Origin of the sequence: Burkholderia sp. MSHR3999 (genome assembly GCF_000833595.1) — a bacterium.
Classification (GTDB): Bacteria; Pseudomonadota; Gammaproteobacteria; order Burkholderiales; family Burkholderiaceae; genus Burkholderia; species Burkholderia ubonensis.
This window is the reverse complement of the sequence record NZ_JRFO01000007.1, coordinates 91,823-106,761: the sequence shown is the minus strand read 5'-3', so window position 1 is coordinate 106,761 and position 14,939 is coordinate 91,823. Positions and strand designations below refer to the sequence as shown.

At 66.8% G+C, this 14,939-nt stretch carries 13 protein-coding genes and 2 pseudogenes; 7 read left to right on the top strand and 8 right to left on the bottom strand.

The window, feature by feature from the left end; translation table 11 throughout:
- Positions 1-78 precede the first annotated feature (78 nt).
- Entirely contained in the window at positions 79-579 is a 501-nt protein-coding gene (locus tag KY49_RS24115; RefSeq protein WP_042587015.1) for an Lrp/AsnC family transcriptional regulator, read from the bottom strand.
- Between the two features lie 183 nt (positions 580-762).
- On the opposite strand from KY49_RS24115, the gene KY49_RS24110 reads away from it, so the two are divergent.
- A complete protein-coding gene (locus KY49_RS24110) occupies positions 763-1,779 on the top strand; it encodes a 1-aminocyclopropane-1-carboxylate deaminase (RefSeq protein ID WP_042587014.1) in 1,017 nt (338 codons plus the stop codon).
- 72 nt (positions 1,780-1,851) lie between these two features.
- Here the strand turns inward: KY49_RS24110 and KY49_RS37610 are convergent, their stop codons facing one another.
- The 5 genes and pseudogenes from KY49_RS37610 to KY49_RS24090 form a co-directional block, all read right to left on the bottom strand.
- Entirely contained in the window at positions 1,852-2,163 is a 312-nt protein-coding gene (locus KY49_RS37610; RefSeq protein WP_156162593.1) for a hypothetical protein, read from the bottom strand.
- A 113-nt stretch (positions 2,164-2,276) separates the two neighbouring features.
- Positions 2,277-4,748: a response regulator gene (locus tag KY49_RS24105; protein ID WP_042587013.1), complete on the bottom strand. Its 2,472-nt coding sequence runs from the start codon at positions 4,746-4,748 to the stop codon at positions 2,277-2,279.
- 71 nt (positions 4,749-4,819) lie between these two features.
- Entirely contained in the window at positions 4,820-5,497 is a 678-nt protein-coding gene (locus tag KY49_RS24100) for a response regulator (RefSeq protein WP_042587012.1), read from the bottom strand.
- 377 nt (positions 5,498-5,874) lie between these two features.
- The gene (locus KY49_RS38735; protein ID WP_042587011.1) at positions 5,875-6,072 is read right to left on the bottom strand and encodes a hypothetical protein; all 198 of its coding nucleotides are present in this window, start codon (positions 6,070-6,072) and stop codon (positions 5,875-5,877) included.
- A 272-nt stretch (positions 6,073-6,344) separates the two neighbouring features.
- Positions 6,345-7,006: pseudogene (locus KY49_RS24090) on the bottom strand (hybrid sensor histidine kinase/response regulator); the annotation flags it as partial.
- 759 nt (positions 7,007-7,765) lie between these two features.
- Between KY49_RS24090 and KY49_RS24085 the strand changes: the two are divergent.
- From KY49_RS24085 to KY49_RS24065, 5 genes are all read left to right on the top strand, one after another.
- Entirely contained in the window at positions 7,766-8,641 is an 876-nt protein-coding gene (locus KY49_RS24085; protein WP_042587009.1) for a helix-turn-helix domain-containing protein, read from the top strand.
- A gap of 35 nt (positions 8,642-8,676) precedes the next feature.
- Positions 8,677-9,177, top strand: a complete 501-nt coding sequence (locus KY49_RS24080; protein WP_042587008.1) for a molybdopterin-dependent oxidoreductase — start codon at positions 8,677-8,679, stop codon at positions 9,175-9,177.
- Complete coding sequence (gene atsR / locus KY49_RS24075) at positions 9,174-10,985, top strand: hybrid sensor histidine kinase/response regulator AtsR (protein ID WP_042587007.1); 1,812 nt, start codon at positions 9,174-9,176, stop codon at positions 10,983-10,985. The genes KY49_RS24080 and atsR overlap by 4 nt, the downstream gene beginning before the upstream one ends.
- A 78-nt stretch (positions 10,986-11,063) precedes the next feature.
- On the top strand, positions 11,064-11,765 hold the full coding sequence (locus KY49_RS24070; RefSeq protein ID WP_042587006.1) for a flavin reductase family protein: 702 nt from the start codon (positions 11,064-11,066) through the stop codon (positions 11,763-11,765).
- Positions 11,766-11,810: 45 nt separating this feature from the next.
- The gene (locus tag KY49_RS24065; protein ID WP_042587005.1) at positions 11,811-12,143 is read left to right on the top strand and encodes a DUF2322 family protein; all 333 of its coding nucleotides are present in this window, start codon (positions 11,811-11,813) and stop codon (positions 12,141-12,143) included.
- Here KY49_RS24065 and KY49_RS24060 read toward each other — a convergent pair.
- Both KY49_RS24060 and KY49_RS24050 read right to left on the bottom strand, forming a co-directional pair.
- Positions 12,127-12,633, bottom strand: coding sequence for an adenylate kinase (locus tag KY49_RS24060; RefSeq protein ID WP_042587004.1), 507 nt, complete (start codon positions 12,631-12,633; stop codon positions 12,127-12,129). The two genes, KY49_RS24065 and KY49_RS24060, sit on opposite strands and share 17 nt — an antisense overlap.
- Positions 12,634-12,709: 76 nt before the next feature.
- Positions 12,710-13,991, bottom strand: a pseudogene (locus tag KY49_RS24050) (SLC13 family permease).
- A 373-nt stretch (positions 13,992-14,364) separates the two neighbouring features.
- Here KY49_RS24050 and KY49_RS24045 point away from each other — a divergent pair.
- Positions 14,365-14,925, top strand: coding sequence for a DNA-binding protein (locus KY49_RS24045; RefSeq protein ID WP_042588678.1), 561 nt, complete (start codon positions 14,365-14,367; stop codon positions 14,923-14,925).
- Positions 14,926-14,939: the final 14 nt, after the last annotated feature.

Genomic DNA, 14,939 nt, shown 5'->3' with positions numbered 1-14,939 from the left:
CCGCGCGCGTAGTGCGACCGTTCGGTACGGGTGCGTTCGAGCGCCGCGCCGGACGCGCGAACGCCCGGCGACGGCGCGCTACACCGGCAACGCGTGCGTCGACAGAATCTCCTTCAGCACCATGAAGCTGCGCACCTGCCGCACGCCCGGCAGATACAGCAACTGCTCCGCATGCAGCCGGTTGAAGCTCTCGCTGTCGCGCGTGCGCACCAGCATGAAGTAGTCGAACTCGCCGGTCACGACGTGGCATTCGACGCACCCCGACACCTTCTGCGCGGCCTTCTCGAACGCGGCGAACGCTTCCGGCGTCGAGCGGTCGAGCACGAAGCCGATCACGACCAGCATCCCCGCGCCGAGCGCCTTCGGCTCCAGCAGCGCGACGATCCCGCGGATCAGCCCCATCTCCTTGAGCCGCTCGACGCGCCGCAGGCACGCCGGCGCGCTCAGCTTCACCTTCGCGGCGAGGCTCACGTTCGAGATCGACGCGTCCTGCTGAAGCTGCCGGAGGATCGCGCGGTCGATGCGATCGAGCGCGGGCGCGGCTTCCGGCGCCTGCGCCGGACGTCTGCCTAATTTCATTGCGTAAATTTCCTGTTTGACGAACTCGGATTGTTCACAAAGTGATGGCCACGTTTGAAACGTAGGACGACGTTATTTATTTCGCAAGCTCATTTCTCGCGCGTCCGACTATCATTTTCTCGTCGGGGCGCCATCTGCCGGCCGGTCCCGTCACCTATCCGCCGCGCCTTTCGGAGACATTCGATGAACCTGCAACGCTTCCCCCGCTATCCGCTGACCTTCGGGCCGACGCCGATCCAGCCCCTCAAGCGCCTGAGCGAACATCTCGGCGGCAAGGTCGAGCTGTACGCGAAGCGTGAGGACTGCAACAGCGGCCTCGCATTCGGCGGCAACAAGACCCGCAAGCTCGAGTACCTGGTCCCCGACGCGCTCGCGCAAGGCGCGGACACGCTCGTGTCGATCGGCGGCGTCCAGTCGAACCAGACGCGCCAGGTCGCGGCCGTCGCCGCGCATCTCGGGATGAAGTGCGTGCTCGTGCAGGAGCACTGGGTCAACTACGACGACCCGGTGTACGACCGCGTCGGCAACATCCAGCTGTCGCGGATGATGGGCGCCGACGTGCGGCTCGTCGCCGACGGCTTCGACATCGGCATCCGCCGCAGCTGGGAAGAGGCGATGGAGAGCGTGCGGCAGGCCGGCGGCAAGCCGTATCCGATTCCGGCCGGGTGTTCCGAGCATCCGCTCGGCGGCCTCGGGTTCGTCGGCTTCGCGGAAGAGGTGCGCGAACAGGAGGCGCAGCTCGGCTTCAAGTTCGACTACATCGTCGTGTGCTCGGTGACGGGCAGCACGCAGGCGGGGATGGTCGTCGGCTTCGCGGCCGACGGGCGCGCGGACCGCGTAATCGGGATCGATGCGTCGGCAAAGCCCGGACAGACCCGCGAGCAGATCACGCGGATCGCACGTCATACCGCCGAGCTGGTGGACCTCGGGCGCGACATCACCGATAAGGACGTGATCCTCGATACGCGCTACGGCGGCCCCGAGTACGGCTTGCCGAGCGAAGGCACGCTCGAGGCGATCCGGCTGTGCGCGCGGCTCGAAGGCGTGCTGACCGATCCCGTGTACGAAGGCAAGTCGATGCACGGGATGATCGACAAGGTGCGGCTCGGCGAATTCGAGCCGGGCTCGAAGGTGCTGTACGCGCATCTGGGCGGGGCGCCGGCGTTGAGTGCGTACAGTTTCATTTTCCGGGACGGTTGAAGCCCAACGCCCGGCGATGCGGAAAGCGCTGAAGCGACGGCGGCGGCATCGCCGTCCGCTTCACGGATCCGGTTAGTTATATTGAAGAATGTAGGTCAGCGTAGCATCCGCCCGCTCCTTGGCAAACGGCAAATCGGCGCCGTTGCTGTCGGTCAACGCGACACCCACGCCCTGAGCCATGCCGGCCTGACCTTGCTCGTCCGTGAGCAGCATGCCGTCGCGCGGCGAATTGCTTGCGAGCCGGCGCCTGGCGAACATCGAACCGTGCCCGAAAACCGATCGGACGACAGCAGACGCGGCTGGACGAACAATGAGAAAGGGCCAGAGCGGGCATAGCAGCCGCGAAACGGGCAGTGCCTCGACACCATCCGGCGCAACGGACACGTGCCGACTCCCGGGCGCGGCACCGCACCGCGTGCAGAGCGATGCGACGCAACGGACAGGAGCCTGCGACCGCGCGTCAGCGGTCCACGCCGGCGCGGTCGCTCGGTCGAACGTCAGTCGAGCTCGCGCGATTCGCGTTGCCCGGCCCCTGACAGCCGTTTCAACGCGCATTCGATCTCGGCTTCGAACGCAGGCCAATGCGCGTTCATCGCGTCGATGCCATCTTCGGTCACGGTCCGTTCGGCTCGCGCGCATGCATCTCGCGCCGCAGTATCGCCGACCAGCGCGAACCCGCCGCGCATCGAATGCAGTTCGATCCTGACCGGATCGATTTCACCGCTCGACAGCGCGTCGCCGATCACCGCCAGCGAATGCAGCGTTGCAGCGCGAAGCTTCTCGCGGATCTCGACCGACATCACCGGCTGGTTGTCGGCATGCCTGTCGCTCGCATGCGCCGCATTCGAAATAGCCGCCTTTCCATACGCCGCCTGCCGCCGCAGCACCGCGTCAAGCGCGTCGATCGACAACGGCTTGAGCACGACTTCCGCCGCCCCCGCCTGTTCGCAGCGCCGGTAATCCTCGTCGGTACCATGCGCGGTCATCGCGATCACCGGCACCTTCGCCCCCTGCTCGCGCAGGAACCTCGCCAACGCGAAGCCATCGAGCTCCGGCATGCCCAGGCCGGTCAATACGACGTCGAACGGATGCGCGAAGTACGCCCGCATCGCCTCGATGCCGTTCGTCACGATCGTCGCGTCGTAGCCCAGCGCGTCGAGCTGGTCGCGCAGCAGCGCGCGGCTCGCCGGATGATCCTCGGCCACCAGCACGCGAAGCGGCGGCATGTCGTCGTGCGTCTCGAGCGCCGGCTCCTGCTCGCTATCGGGCGCTGCGTCCGGCTCCGCAAACGCATCCCGCCAGCCGGCCGGCGCCTCGGGTAGCGGCAGCGATGCGCGCGCCATCAGTCCCAGCTTGCCGATGATCGCATTCAGCGGCGTGCGGATCTCGTGGCTCATCGTCGCGAGAAACGTCGACTTGGCGCGGTTCGCCCCTTCCGCAGCCTCGCGTGCTTCGCGCAGCTTGAGTTCGGTCCGCTTGCGCGCGGTCACGTCGAGCAACGTGCAGAGCAGCACGTCGAGCCCGCGATAGCGCGTGCGCACGACGTTCGCGGCGAGATAGGTCGAGCCGTGGTCCGCCAACTCGACGGCCAGCTCGTGCGTCATCACGCGCGGCGCGGCGGGGCCGCGCGCGCTGTCGCGATACGCTTGCCAGATCCGCTTGCCGAGCGGCGGCTCCGACGCGGCCTGCTCGTATTCGCGCATCGCATCGTTGCTCACCATCGTCTCGCCATCGGCCAGCGACAGCAGCATGATCCCGCTCGGGGCGGCGCGGATCAGCGTCCGGTTGAGCGCCTCGCTCTCGATCAGGCGCATCGCGCGCCGGTTCGCGGGACGCAGCGCGCGGCGATCGAACCGCATGATCGCCAGCCACAGCAACGCGATCGCGACCAGCGCCGTACCGGCCGTTACGCCCGCCGGCACGGCGATCGCGGCCACGATGCTGCGCCACGAGAATGTCCCCATCAGCACCAGATCGGATTCCGGCATGCGGTCGCTGACGACGAAGCGTGCGCCGACGCGATGCGCCGTCGCATGCTCGCCGGACGGTTCGCGCGCATGGTCGAGCGCCTTCCCGATCAGCTTGCCGTCCGGCTGCGCGCCGGCCAGCACGTTGCCGCCGCTCCCGATCAACGCGTATGTCTCGTCGATCGCCCGCGACGCGAGCATGTCGTCGATCCGGGCACGGCCGTTGATGACGGCCCAGGCGACAGGCTTCCCGTCGGCGTCGTACACCAACCGGACGAAGCGCAGCACGCGACGCCCCAGCAGCGTATCGACGCGGCTCTCGAGCACGATGCCGTCCTGGCCCGTCATGCCCGGCGTCTGCGTCACGATACGCGCGCTCGAAGGGAGCAGTTCGCCGATCAGGATCTCCAACGAATGGCCGGCCGGCAACGCGAGCGCCCGGTCGACGAGGACCGGGTCGAACACGCCGAGCAGGTCGCCGTACAGGCTGATCAGGTAACCGGACAGGCCGACATCGACCGGAACCTGCGTGGCAGTCGCGTCGAATTGCTGGACGATCAGCGCGAGATAGGGCGAGTACAGCCGGGCCGGATGCTCCGGCGAGAGACTGGCCAGCCCGACGGCCGCCGCACGGCCGAACCGGTAGCGAACGATCTTGCCTTGACCGGCGGCGAATTCCCGCATCACTTCCGGCGATGCCTGCGTGTCGGCGCGCCACAGGGCTTGCGATTGAGACACGTATCGACCGAGCAGCAGCTTCGTCGAATGCAGCTCGGCATGCAGTTCGGCCTCGCGCTTCAGAAACGCCGCGCGCACCTGCGTGAAATAGTCCAGGACTTCGAGCCGCACGACGAGTGCCGCGCACACCAGGATGAATACGGTGATCGCCGCGCCGCCGCCGTACAGCAACGACTGCTGCTGGCGCCGAACCCGTTCCGGATCGAATGGCTTGCGGCCTGCCGCAGCGGCATGGGCGACGAGTCTCTTCAGTTTTTCAGGCATGTCGTTCCGATCTCGTCTGTCCCGCACGGGGACGACGCGTCATCGACGGCTGGCCGCCGCGCCGCGATGCGCTATGCGGCGGCCCCCGGCGGCCCGTCGCCGTTCGACGCATCCGGGAATTTGCCTTCGTCGGCGTAGCGGATCAGGTCCGCGTCGCGCACGATGCCGAGCTTCTTCATCGCGCTCGACTTCTGCGAACTGATGGTCTGCTTGCTGCGATGCAGCTGCGCGGCGATCTCGCCGACCGTGTAGCCCGCGCAGAACAGCCGGACGACTTCGATCTCGCGCGTCGTCAAGTCACGCGCGACCGACACGGATTCGGCGTCCTGCAGCAACTGCTTGATGATCGGCGACGTGTAGTTCGCGCCGACGTAAGCGGCATGCACGGCGCCGATCAGGTGCGAGATCGCGTCCGACTTGCTGAGGATGCAGCTCACGCCCTGCCGGTGAATCGCGCGCAGCACGCTCGGATTGTCGATCATCGTGATCGTCACGATACGCAGCGCGGGATAGCGGCGCTGCAGGAACGACAGCAGTGCGAGACCGTCGCCGTACTTGCCGGCCGGCATCACATAGTCGAGCACGAGCACGTCGCTCTGCTGCTTGTCGATCGCCTCGACCAGATCCGTCGAGTTCGAAACGGTGCCCACGAGCTTGATCGTGCTGTTGCCTTGCAGCGCCTGCGACATCCCCAGCGCGGACGCCGGATGATCGTCCGCCACCATCACGCGTACAAAGAATTCATCCATGTTTCTGTTTCCCCGAGGCTTTCAGTCACATATCCAGTTCCCCGGTTCGACCAGGCAACGTTCTTGTTCCGTCAGGCAAACGGAGCACCGCGTACAGCCCGCCGGATCATGCGTGACATGATCTTAAGATAAAACCAGGCTCGCCAGCTCCCGCCAGGCAGCGCGCGGCATCTGCGTTCGGCGCGCGCCGAACGCGATGTTGAACGGGCCCGGAGTCACGCGCACGGCACCTGCACGCCTCATCGAAATATTTCCGATAGGCGGGAAGTCGCCGTCGAGTCGTCATCCAGCCTCGGCAGGCGGGCTGCCTTGCGCGCCGGCCCGCGTTCGGGGCGGCGCCGTTTCGCCCGGCGCTTCCCGCCCCGCGACGCGTCGCGCTACCGGCGGGTTGGATCGACGGACAGATCGCGCGAACCGTCTTCCAACCTGCTTTTCCATTCGTTGATCGCTCGCCGTTTCTGGAGCGGCGACATCACGAGAAATTCGTTCATCATCGTCAGAAATTCCCTGCGGGATTTCTCAGAGAGCGTCGCGAAATCGAGCAGCAGTCCGAATACCTTCCCCACGTGGCGCACGGCCTTCTCCTCCTTGGTTGATTTGAAATATGCCGGACGATGCAAACCGGCACCCTGCCTTCGTTATTTCGTGCATCGCTTCCACGATCGTGCATTGAGGATTTTTCGTCATGCAACGCCGATTCCTGGTCCGCCCGTCCCTGCCGGCGCCACCCATGCGTAACCGCTGCCCGCGCAAGTCGCGCCGCCGCCGCGCATGCGCGAGCGCGCCGTGCAGATGCGCAGGCGTCACGGGTTTCGTCAAGATGCGCCGCACGCCGGCCGGCGCGTAGCGGCGCATATTCGGCCACGAGGACCGCAAATGGCGCGCCATCCGCATACGCCTGCGCGGCGATCCGGATCCGGACTTGCCCCGCGACGGGACCGACGTACGGCGGCAGCCAGCGGACGCGCGGGCGCGCCGCCCCGGCGTCGCCAGCGCCGGCCGGTCTTCGTCCATGGTCGGCACGAGGCCGAACACGCCGGCACGGGTGCTGTAGTGGTAGCCCTCCAGCAGCCGGCCACGATTGATCGAGCGTGCCGCGCAAATGCACGACAACAGTATCGACAACGCGAGATAGCGCGAGACTTCGGCGCGGTTCCCGGTCTGCCCCGGCACGCCCACGACGAGCGACGGATACGGCTTGATCGCGATCCGCTGCTCATTGCCGAAAAATGCCTCGACGACGCTGCCCGGCGCACGCGAGATCTCCCGCCAGATCAATTGCGTATTCGCCACGCCGTTGCGAAACGACGTCTCGCTCGTCTTGATTTCGTCGAGCGTCTGTTCCTTGCCGCTCACGAAATTGCGCCGTTCGGCCTCGATGTGCCCATAGACGATCGACGCCATCCCGAGCGCGCAGGCGATCAGGACCAGAACCGTGACGAGAATGCCGCCGCCGAACATCGAAATGCTCTGGTAGCGGCGAATGGACTGGAGCGGGCTGTAAGGCATGACGCGACACGACGACGCTGCGGGCGCCGAAATGCAATCGCATCCGGCCCCCGGCGTCTCGCAAAAAATGCGGCCGAAAAAAATGGAAGTGGGCCGATCATGCCAAACGAATTTCTGAAAATCAGTGCAGAACGAATGGATTAGTACTTGTCAAGTATATTTGTAATGTGTTTTTGAACTTGAACTAAATGAATCGGACGCGTGCGGCATCGGCGCGTGTCGGCGGAGCGCCGATTGCTGGAGATGAATGCGTGGGTCGCGACGCACCGGCCTCTCTGCTGCTTCGAGCCCGCACGGTATTCGCCGGAGTTGCGCTGCAGGTCCGTGATGCGCGACAGGCACGCGATGGTGGTCTCCCCGCGGCTGCCCCCGATGCTTCCGGCTGCGGTCAATAGCCGTACCGGCACGTCTGATTCCAGACGCCGATACGGATAGCCCGAATACCAGTAGCCGTAATAGACGTCACGCTATTGCGTGCGCCATTTGTAGTCTTTCTCGTTATCGCGCACCCGGTCGGGCGCGCGGCGCAGTGGATATCCACCGCGCCGGCGCTCGGCCCAAGGCTCTCTCAGGTTCCCTGCTTGACTCGATTGTCATGTTTTGCCGCGTCCTCAAAACATGACGCAGCAAACAATAGTGACGCGGTGAGCAATAATAATGGAGAAAAATGGCATGTCAAGTCAATTCTTATTTTGAAGTTTGCATATTGCGTCAGCTTTGCTATGCTTCGACGCGCAAACCACCGGAGACCTCACCGAGATGCCCAACAGCGAGCAGGCCAACGCCGACCTCATCACCGCCACCAAGGTGCGCGACCTCCTGACCCGGAACGGCATTCCGCCGCGCAGCCACAACACGACGATCGCGAACGTGCTCGGCCTGAGCTTTTCCGTCGTCACCCGCAAGATGAAAGGCCTGATCCCGTGGAACCTGTCGCAACTGCGGGACATCGCGACGCACTTCGGCGTGCCGCCCGCGATCCTGCTCGACGACCAGGGCGCGCACGCGGGGGCTGCCCCCGAGATGCTCGACGCGACGCTCGTCATCGAATCGCGGCGCCTGCGCTGCCGGGCCGCGATCTCGACGAAGGCCAGCAGCCACGCCGAAACGGATTTCGTCGCGATCCTGTCGCAAGGCGAATGGATCGTCATGGAACGCCACCACGCGCATGAAGGCCGCACCTATCCCGTCGACGTGATCGAGCTGCGCTCCGCCCAGCAGCAGGCGTACGCGGCGCGCATCGCCGTGGTCGACGATTCGGCGGACGTGGCCGAGACGGTATGCGAATACTTCGTCGAGAAAGGCGTGAACGCGATCCCGTACTACGATGTCGCCTCATTCCGGAAAGCGCTGGAAGTCGAGGATTTCGACGGCTACATCCTCGACTGGATGCTCGGCGACCAGACGGCCGCCGATCTCGTGCGCGGCATCCGTTCGAGCGAAAATGGCGATGCGCCGATCTTCCTGCTGACGGGCAAGATTTCCACCGGCGAGGCGAGCGAGGACGAGATCGCGCGCGTGATGTCGCACTTCAACGCGCGCTGTGAGGAGAAGCCGGTTCGCCTGCCGATCCTGTTCGCCGAGGTGGCGCGCGAGCTGAAGATCGCCCAGCCGTTCAACGCGCCCGCGGATTGAACTCAAGACACATCGACAACACGCAAGAGGAAACCATGCGAAATCCGAGAATCTGGTTGCAAGGCCTGCTGCTGGCCTGCCTGCTGGGCGCCGCCGCCGCGTCCTGGGCCGCGCCGTTCAAGTTCACGGTCGACGGCAACATCGCGAAATCGAATCAGCCCGGGAAAAACGCGTACGTGTTCTCCGAACAGGCGCTGATGGCGCTGCCGCAGCACACGATCACGACGTCGACGAGCTGGACGCCGGTGGCGACCTTCAGCGGCCCGCGCCTCGCCGACGTGCTGAAGCTCGTCGGCGCGAAAGGCACGCAGATCGAGCTTCACTGCATCGACGAATACACGTTCACGATCCCCGCGTCGGACGCCGACAAGTACGGCGTGATCCTCGCCCGCACGATGAACGGCAAGGTGCTCGACAACGCGAGCTACGGCCCGCTGTGGGTCATGTATCCGCGCGACCAGTTCGCGGATGAGCTGAAGACGCCGCTCGGCGAAGCGAAGTTCGCGTGGCAGGTCATCGGCCTCACCGTGAAATGACCGCCAGGCGATGGAAAAAGCGCAAGATCATCGTCGCCCTCGGCTCGCTGTGGATCCTGGGCTTCGCCGCGTGGGCGTTCCTGCTGCATGACCTGCTCGCGACGTCGGTCAACGAAGGCGTGCTCGAAGGCCCGCGCGAAGGGGTGTTCTGGACTGCCGCGCAGTATCGCAACGCGTACAGCCGGTTCGACCGGCAGCTGATCCTCTACGCGACGCGCCAGGACGACGACTTCGATCGCGTCGAGACGCAGCTCGATGCGCTGTCGGCGTCGTTCGGCTTCCTGCGGCGGCCGTCCGAAGTGTCCGAGTACTGGCTGCGCATCCCGAAGGCGCGCGACGACATCGCGACGCTCGGCGCATTCATGGCCCGGCTGCAGCGCGAGGTGCCGGCGCTGCGCGATGCGCGCGGCGACGCGCGGCGCATGGCGGCCGACGTCGACGCGTACTGGCCCAAAGTGAACGCCCTCGCCAACTACTTCCGCGCGCTGGAGATGGCGCAGCGGGACTTCACGTTCCACCAGCTGAAGGAAAAGCAGCAGGCGATCCTGATCCTCGGCAGCATCCTCGGCGTCATCCTCGGCGCGCTGTTCCTGCTGCTGTTCTATACCGTGCGCACGCGCGACGACCTGCTCGAGCGGCAGCACGCGGCGCTGGTCGCGGAGAAGCAGGCATCGGACCGCGCGTTCGAGATGGTCGACGCGAAGAACGCGTTCCTCGGGATGGTCAGCCACGAGCTGCGCACGCCGCTGCAGGCGATCTGCGGGTCGATCGAGATCCTGCTCGCGCGGCCGCAGTCGGACGCGAACCTGAAGACGATCAGGCGGCTGCAGAACTCCGCGTCGTCGCTCGAAGCGCTGGTGAGGGAGCTCACCGACTACATCAAGCTGCGCTCCACCCGGCGCCGCGCCGAACCGGCAATCGTCGGCATCGCGCCGCTGCTGGCCGATGCGATGGAGCCGTTTCGCGAGCGGATCTCGGCCAAGCGCATCCACGCATCGCAGCACGTCGATCCGCCCGGTCTGGCCGTGCGCTCGGATCGCCAGCTGCTGCAGCAGGTGCTGTCCAACCTGATCGAGAACTCGGTCAAGTACACGAACGGCGGCACGATCGACGTGAGCGCGACGCTGCTGGACGCGCCCGCCGGCCCGAAGCTGAGAGTCGCCGTGCGCGACACCGGCGCCGGCATCGCGAAGCCGCATCTGTCGAAGATCTTCGAGCCGTTCTACCGCGCGAACGACGCGGCGGGCCTGCACGTGGACGGCATCGGCATGGGCCTCGCCGTCGTGCACCAGATCGTGACGACGCTGCGCGGGCACATCGACGTGCACAGCGCCGTCGGCGAAGGCAGCGAATTCGTCGTGACGCTGCCGGTCGAGGTGCCCGACAGCGGCGAACCGGCGGGCGATGCGCCGGCATCGCCGCGCGCGGCGCCGCATCGCGACCGGCGCGCGCTCGTCGTCGACGACAACGACAACGCGCGCGAGACGCTCGGCTCGATGCTGGCGGCGCTGGGCGTCCACGCGGACCTGTGCGGCACCGGCAGCGAAGGCGTCGCGCGTTTTGCCGAGCACCGGTACGACATCGTGCTGCTGGATCTCGAGCTGCCCGACCTGAACGGCGTCGAGGTCGCGAAGCGGATCCGCGCGGCGACGCCGGCGGACGGCACGCGGCGCGCGGCGATCCTGGGCGTCAGCGCGTACGAATCGGCCGGGCTGGACGCGCACAAGACCGTCTTCGACGCGTTCCTGCCGAAGCCCGTTCACCTCGGCGAACTCGGCGCGCTGGTGGAGCAGTTGATCGCCGAATGACATCACAAGAAGCGGAGCGTCAGCCGGCGGCGGACGGATCAGCATGAGGCCTGATCCCATCACCCGAAGGCCCCGACCATGAATGCTCCGCATCGCATCTGTGAACCGAACATCCTCTACTTCGGCACGCCCGTCGTGCTGATCGGCACGCGCAACGACGACGGCACGGCCAATCTCGCGCCGATGTCGTCCGTGTTCTGGCTCGGCTGGCGCGGCGTGCTCGGCCTCGCGGCCAGTTCCCGGACCACGCAGAACCTGATCCGCACGGGCGAGTGCGTGCTGAACCTGCCGTCGGCCGCGCAAGCGGATGCGGTGGACCGCATCGCGCGCACGACGGGTTCCAGCCCGGTGCCGGCGTCCAAGGCGGCGCGCGGCTACGTGTACGAACCCGACAAGTTCGGCCGGGCCGGGCTCACCGAAGCGGCGTCCGACACGGTGGCGGCGCCGCGCGCGCTCGAATGCCCGGTGCACCTGGAAGCCGTCGTGGCGGCCCGGCACGGGCTCGCCGAGGATTCCCCCGACGGGCGTGGGCGCATCTGCGTGTTCGAGGTGCGGATCCAGCGCGTGCACGTCCATCCGGACCTGCTGATGGACGGCGATCCGGACCGGATCGATCCCGACAAGTGGTCGCCGCTGATCATGAGCTTCCAGAAGTTCTACGGCCTCGCGCCGCGGCAGGTTCACGCGTCGCGGCTCGCGGAGATTCCGGAGCGCCTGTATCGCAGCCCGGACGTCGACCGCGCGCGAGCGGCCGCCGGCTCGCCGCAGCCGATCGGATAAGATACGGCCCGCGATGCCCTTTACCGAACCGACGGAGCGTTTCCAGTGATTCAACCGACCAGCGTATTCAAGGACAACCTCGCGCAACTGCCGTCCATCGACGGCATCGAGCGCATCGACCTCGTCAACGGCATCGGCGACGTGGTCGCGAACATCGAGAACAAGCCGGGCAAGCAGGGCTCGCTCGCGGTGTACCACTATCTGCGGCTGACGTTCGGCGCGCTGGACGCGAAGGCGGCCGAGCACGGCCTTGCCGTGTTCGCCGAACATACGGCCGATGCGCGCAACCGTCCGGGCGCGCATCCGAACGTCGACCACCTGCTCGCGATCGCGGCCGGCGGCGAACCGCTGCGCATCGAGGTCATTTCGCGCGCCTGAGGAGCGACGCCGCGAACGCCGTGACTTCGTCACGGCTCGACAGACATAAGCGGTCGCGCCGGAAGTCATTGAAAATCCGCTCGTGTCCGGCATCGGAGCTCGAGCCCTGACGGCTTCGATACGTCGCGGCCCATTGCAGCAGCGCGGCCAGCGACGCTTCGTTGCCGCCGCGTCGAATCCCTCTCTCCCGGATGGCGGCGACACAGTCGGCAGGATCGACGCGCAGCCAGACGAGCGCCGTCGCATCCGCGAGTATCCCTTCGACCAGCCAGCCGTAGATGCCTTCGATCACCCAGCGCTCGTGCGCGGCCGCACGCTTGACCGCGCGCATCGCGTCGTCGCGGTCGCGCGGCACGTCGTAACCGCCGGGCAGCCAGTGAATCAGGTCGAGATCCACGAGTGTCGCCGCTTGCGACCGGGCGATGCGTTGCGCCAGCCAGCTCTTTCCCGAGCCGGAATTGCCGATGACGATCGTTCTGGTCAGATCCATGGGGCGCGCGGGCGGGTTGGGCAGGAGCGTCAGTCTAACTGGACGAACGGGCCGGACAGCCGCCCCCCATCGCAGCTCACAGATCCAGCACCAGCCGTTCGCCGCGGCAGCGCGACACGCACGGCATCATGCAGTCGTTGCGGGCCTTGTCCGCCGCGCTCAGAACGCGTCCCGATGATCGGGCGCGCCGTCGAGCACGGTCGTCCGGCATGCGCCGCACACGCCCGCCTCGCACGACGTGGCGACCTCGATGCCGTGGTCGTACAGCACATCGGTGATCGACTGCTCCGGCGGCACGCGCAGCGTGCGCCGCGAGCGCGCGAGCTCGATCTCGAACCCGCCGGCCTCACCCGCGGCAGCGCCCGCCGCCGGCGCGGAAAAATGCTCGTGATGGAGCCGCGCGTCGCCGAGCGCCGGGCGCGCGATCGCATCGACGGCCGGCATGAACGGCGCCGGTTCCGCGTTCGACGTGACCGCGAAGCAGACGACGATCGACAGCGCGGTCAGCGCGAAGTACGCGAGCATCAGGCTGTCGCGCAGCGCGTCGAGCGCGAGCGCGTCCGGCACGCGCACGCCGAGATGGTTGACGAGCGCGGTCAGCCCGATAATCGCCGCGATGAACCACAGCCGGTCCATCTTCAGCGTCGAGGTGAAGCGTTCGAGCTGCGCGGGCGGCGACGTGGCGAAATAGACGAGCGTGAAGCCGAGCCCGACCCAGCCGGGCGCGACGTGATGCACGGCGTCGGTGAACCACAGCGCGAGCGTGATCGCGAGCAGCACGATCGCGTGCCATTCGCGGCGGCCGAGCGCGACGCGCGCCGCCCGTTCGCGTGCGCGCCGAGCTTCACGACGTCGCAGTAGCCGATCGCGATCGGAATCAGGATCGCGATCCGCCCGAACGTCGACGGCATCACGAGCGATAGCAGGAAGCTCAGGATCGCGAACGCGAGCAGCGCCTTCAGGTACGAGCCGCCGATCCGGCGCGCGAGCGCGATGCCGATCCGCTCGCTCAGGCCGCTCTCCTTCAGCGCGAAGCCGATCGCCGCGCCGCTGAACACGAGCCAGAACGCGCTCGACCCGAAGCCCGAGAAGATCTCGGCGGTGGGCACCGACGTGCAGGTCACCGCGAGGAAGAAGAACAGCAGCGACACCCAGAGGCTCGCGACCGCGCCCGTCGCCCACAGCACGATGCAGGTGAACACGATCGCGATGATGCGCGCATCGCCGGCCGGCAGCGTACCGCGCGCGCCAAGCGCGGCGACGGTCGCGAGCCCCGCCGCGAGCAGCGCGGCCGTGACGCGCCCGCCCGTCAGCATGCCGGCCCCGCGGCCCGGCCCGCCGATCGCGGCGCCGCTCAAGCGCGCATCATCGGCGAGTTCGCCGGGGTCTCGTATTCGACGTCACACGACGTGCCCGACCCCACGCGGTTCAGCAGGTCGTTGGTGGCGCGGTCAGGCATGAATACACCTCTCTCAGGTTGTAGCGGGCTGTCTCGCCCCGAAGACGTCTGCGTACCGGCGCCCCCTCGAGCCGCGATACGATCATCAATTAATCTATTTTTATAGACTAAAGAAAGCGATGGAAAAATTCAAGGCAGGAAAATCCGCTATTTCTAGGTCGATCACACGTCCTCACCACCGAAAATCGGTCAATATGTATAATTAAAAAGACGAATGGCGCGAACGATCGCGGAGATCGGTGCGCCGTTCGTCGGCCGACCAGGAGGACAAGATGGCGATCATTGGCGTGATGGGCTCGGGCAAGAACGAATGGCCCGAGTTGGCGGCGCCGCTCGGAGCGTGGATCGCCGCGCAAGGATTCGATCTGCTGACAGGCGCCGGCCGCGGCGTGATGCTGTCGGCCGCGCGCGCGTATGCGACGACGCCGGGGCGCCGCGGCCGCTCGATCGGCATCGTGCCGACCGAAACGCATCCGTTGTTCGGCTTCGCGCCGATCGCCGGCTATCCGAATCCGTTCATCGATCTGCCGATCGTCACGCCGCTGCCGCGCAAGGAGGCCGACGCGCCGGACGACGCGCTGAGCCGCAACTACGTGAACGTGCTGACGAGCGATGTCGTCGTCGCGCTGCCGGGGAGCAAGGGCACGCTCGACGAGATCCGCCTCGCGACACGCTTCGCGAAGCCGCTGATCTGCGTCGGACCGGCGGGCGCGTTCGACGGTGTCGCGGCCGGTACGCGCATCGTGTCGGCGCTCGACGACGTCTACGCATTCGTGCTCGCGCAGGTGAGCCGCGCGGAGGGTGGCGCAGCCGCAGACGCTCCGTCCGCGTGACCGGCGGCCGCCCG

Coding starts and splice junctions, on each gene's coding strand:
- KY49_RS24115 (WP_042587015.1), bottom strand. CDS start 579: ATGAAATTAGGCAGACGTCCGGCGCAGGCGCCGGAAGCCGCGCCCGCG.
- KY49_RS24110 (WP_042587014.1), top strand. CDS start 763: ATGAACCTGCAACGCTTCCCCCGCTATCCGCTGACCTTCGGGCCGACG.
- KY49_RS24105 (WP_042587013.1), bottom strand. CDS start 4,748: ATGCCTGAAAAACTGAAGAGACTCGTCGCCCATGCCGCTGCGGCAGGC.
- KY49_RS24100 (WP_042587012.1), bottom strand. CDS start 5,497: ATGGATGAATTCTTTGTACGCGTGATGGTGGCGGACGATCATCCGGCG.
- KY49_RS24085 (WP_042587009.1), top strand. CDS start 7,766: ATGCCCAACAGCGAGCAGGCCAACGCCGACCTCATCACCGCCACCAAG.
- KY49_RS24080 (WP_042587008.1), top strand. CDS start 8,677: ATGCGAAATCCGAGAATCTGGTTGCAAGGCCTGCTGCTGGCCTGCCTG.
- atsR (WP_042587007.1), top strand. CDS start 9,174: ATGACCGCCAGGCGATGGAAAAAGCGCAAGATCATCGTCGCCCTCGGC.
- KY49_RS24070 (WP_042587006.1), top strand. CDS start 11,064: ATGAATGCTCCGCATCGCATCTGTGAACCGAACATCCTCTACTTCGGC.
- KY49_RS24060 (WP_042587004.1), bottom strand. CDS start 12,633: ATGGATCTGACCAGAACGATCGTCATCGGCAATTCCGGCTCGGGAAAG.
- KY49_RS24045 (WP_042588678.1), top strand. CDS start 14,365: ATGGCGATCATTGGCGTGATGGGCTCGGGCAAGAACGAATGGCCCGAG.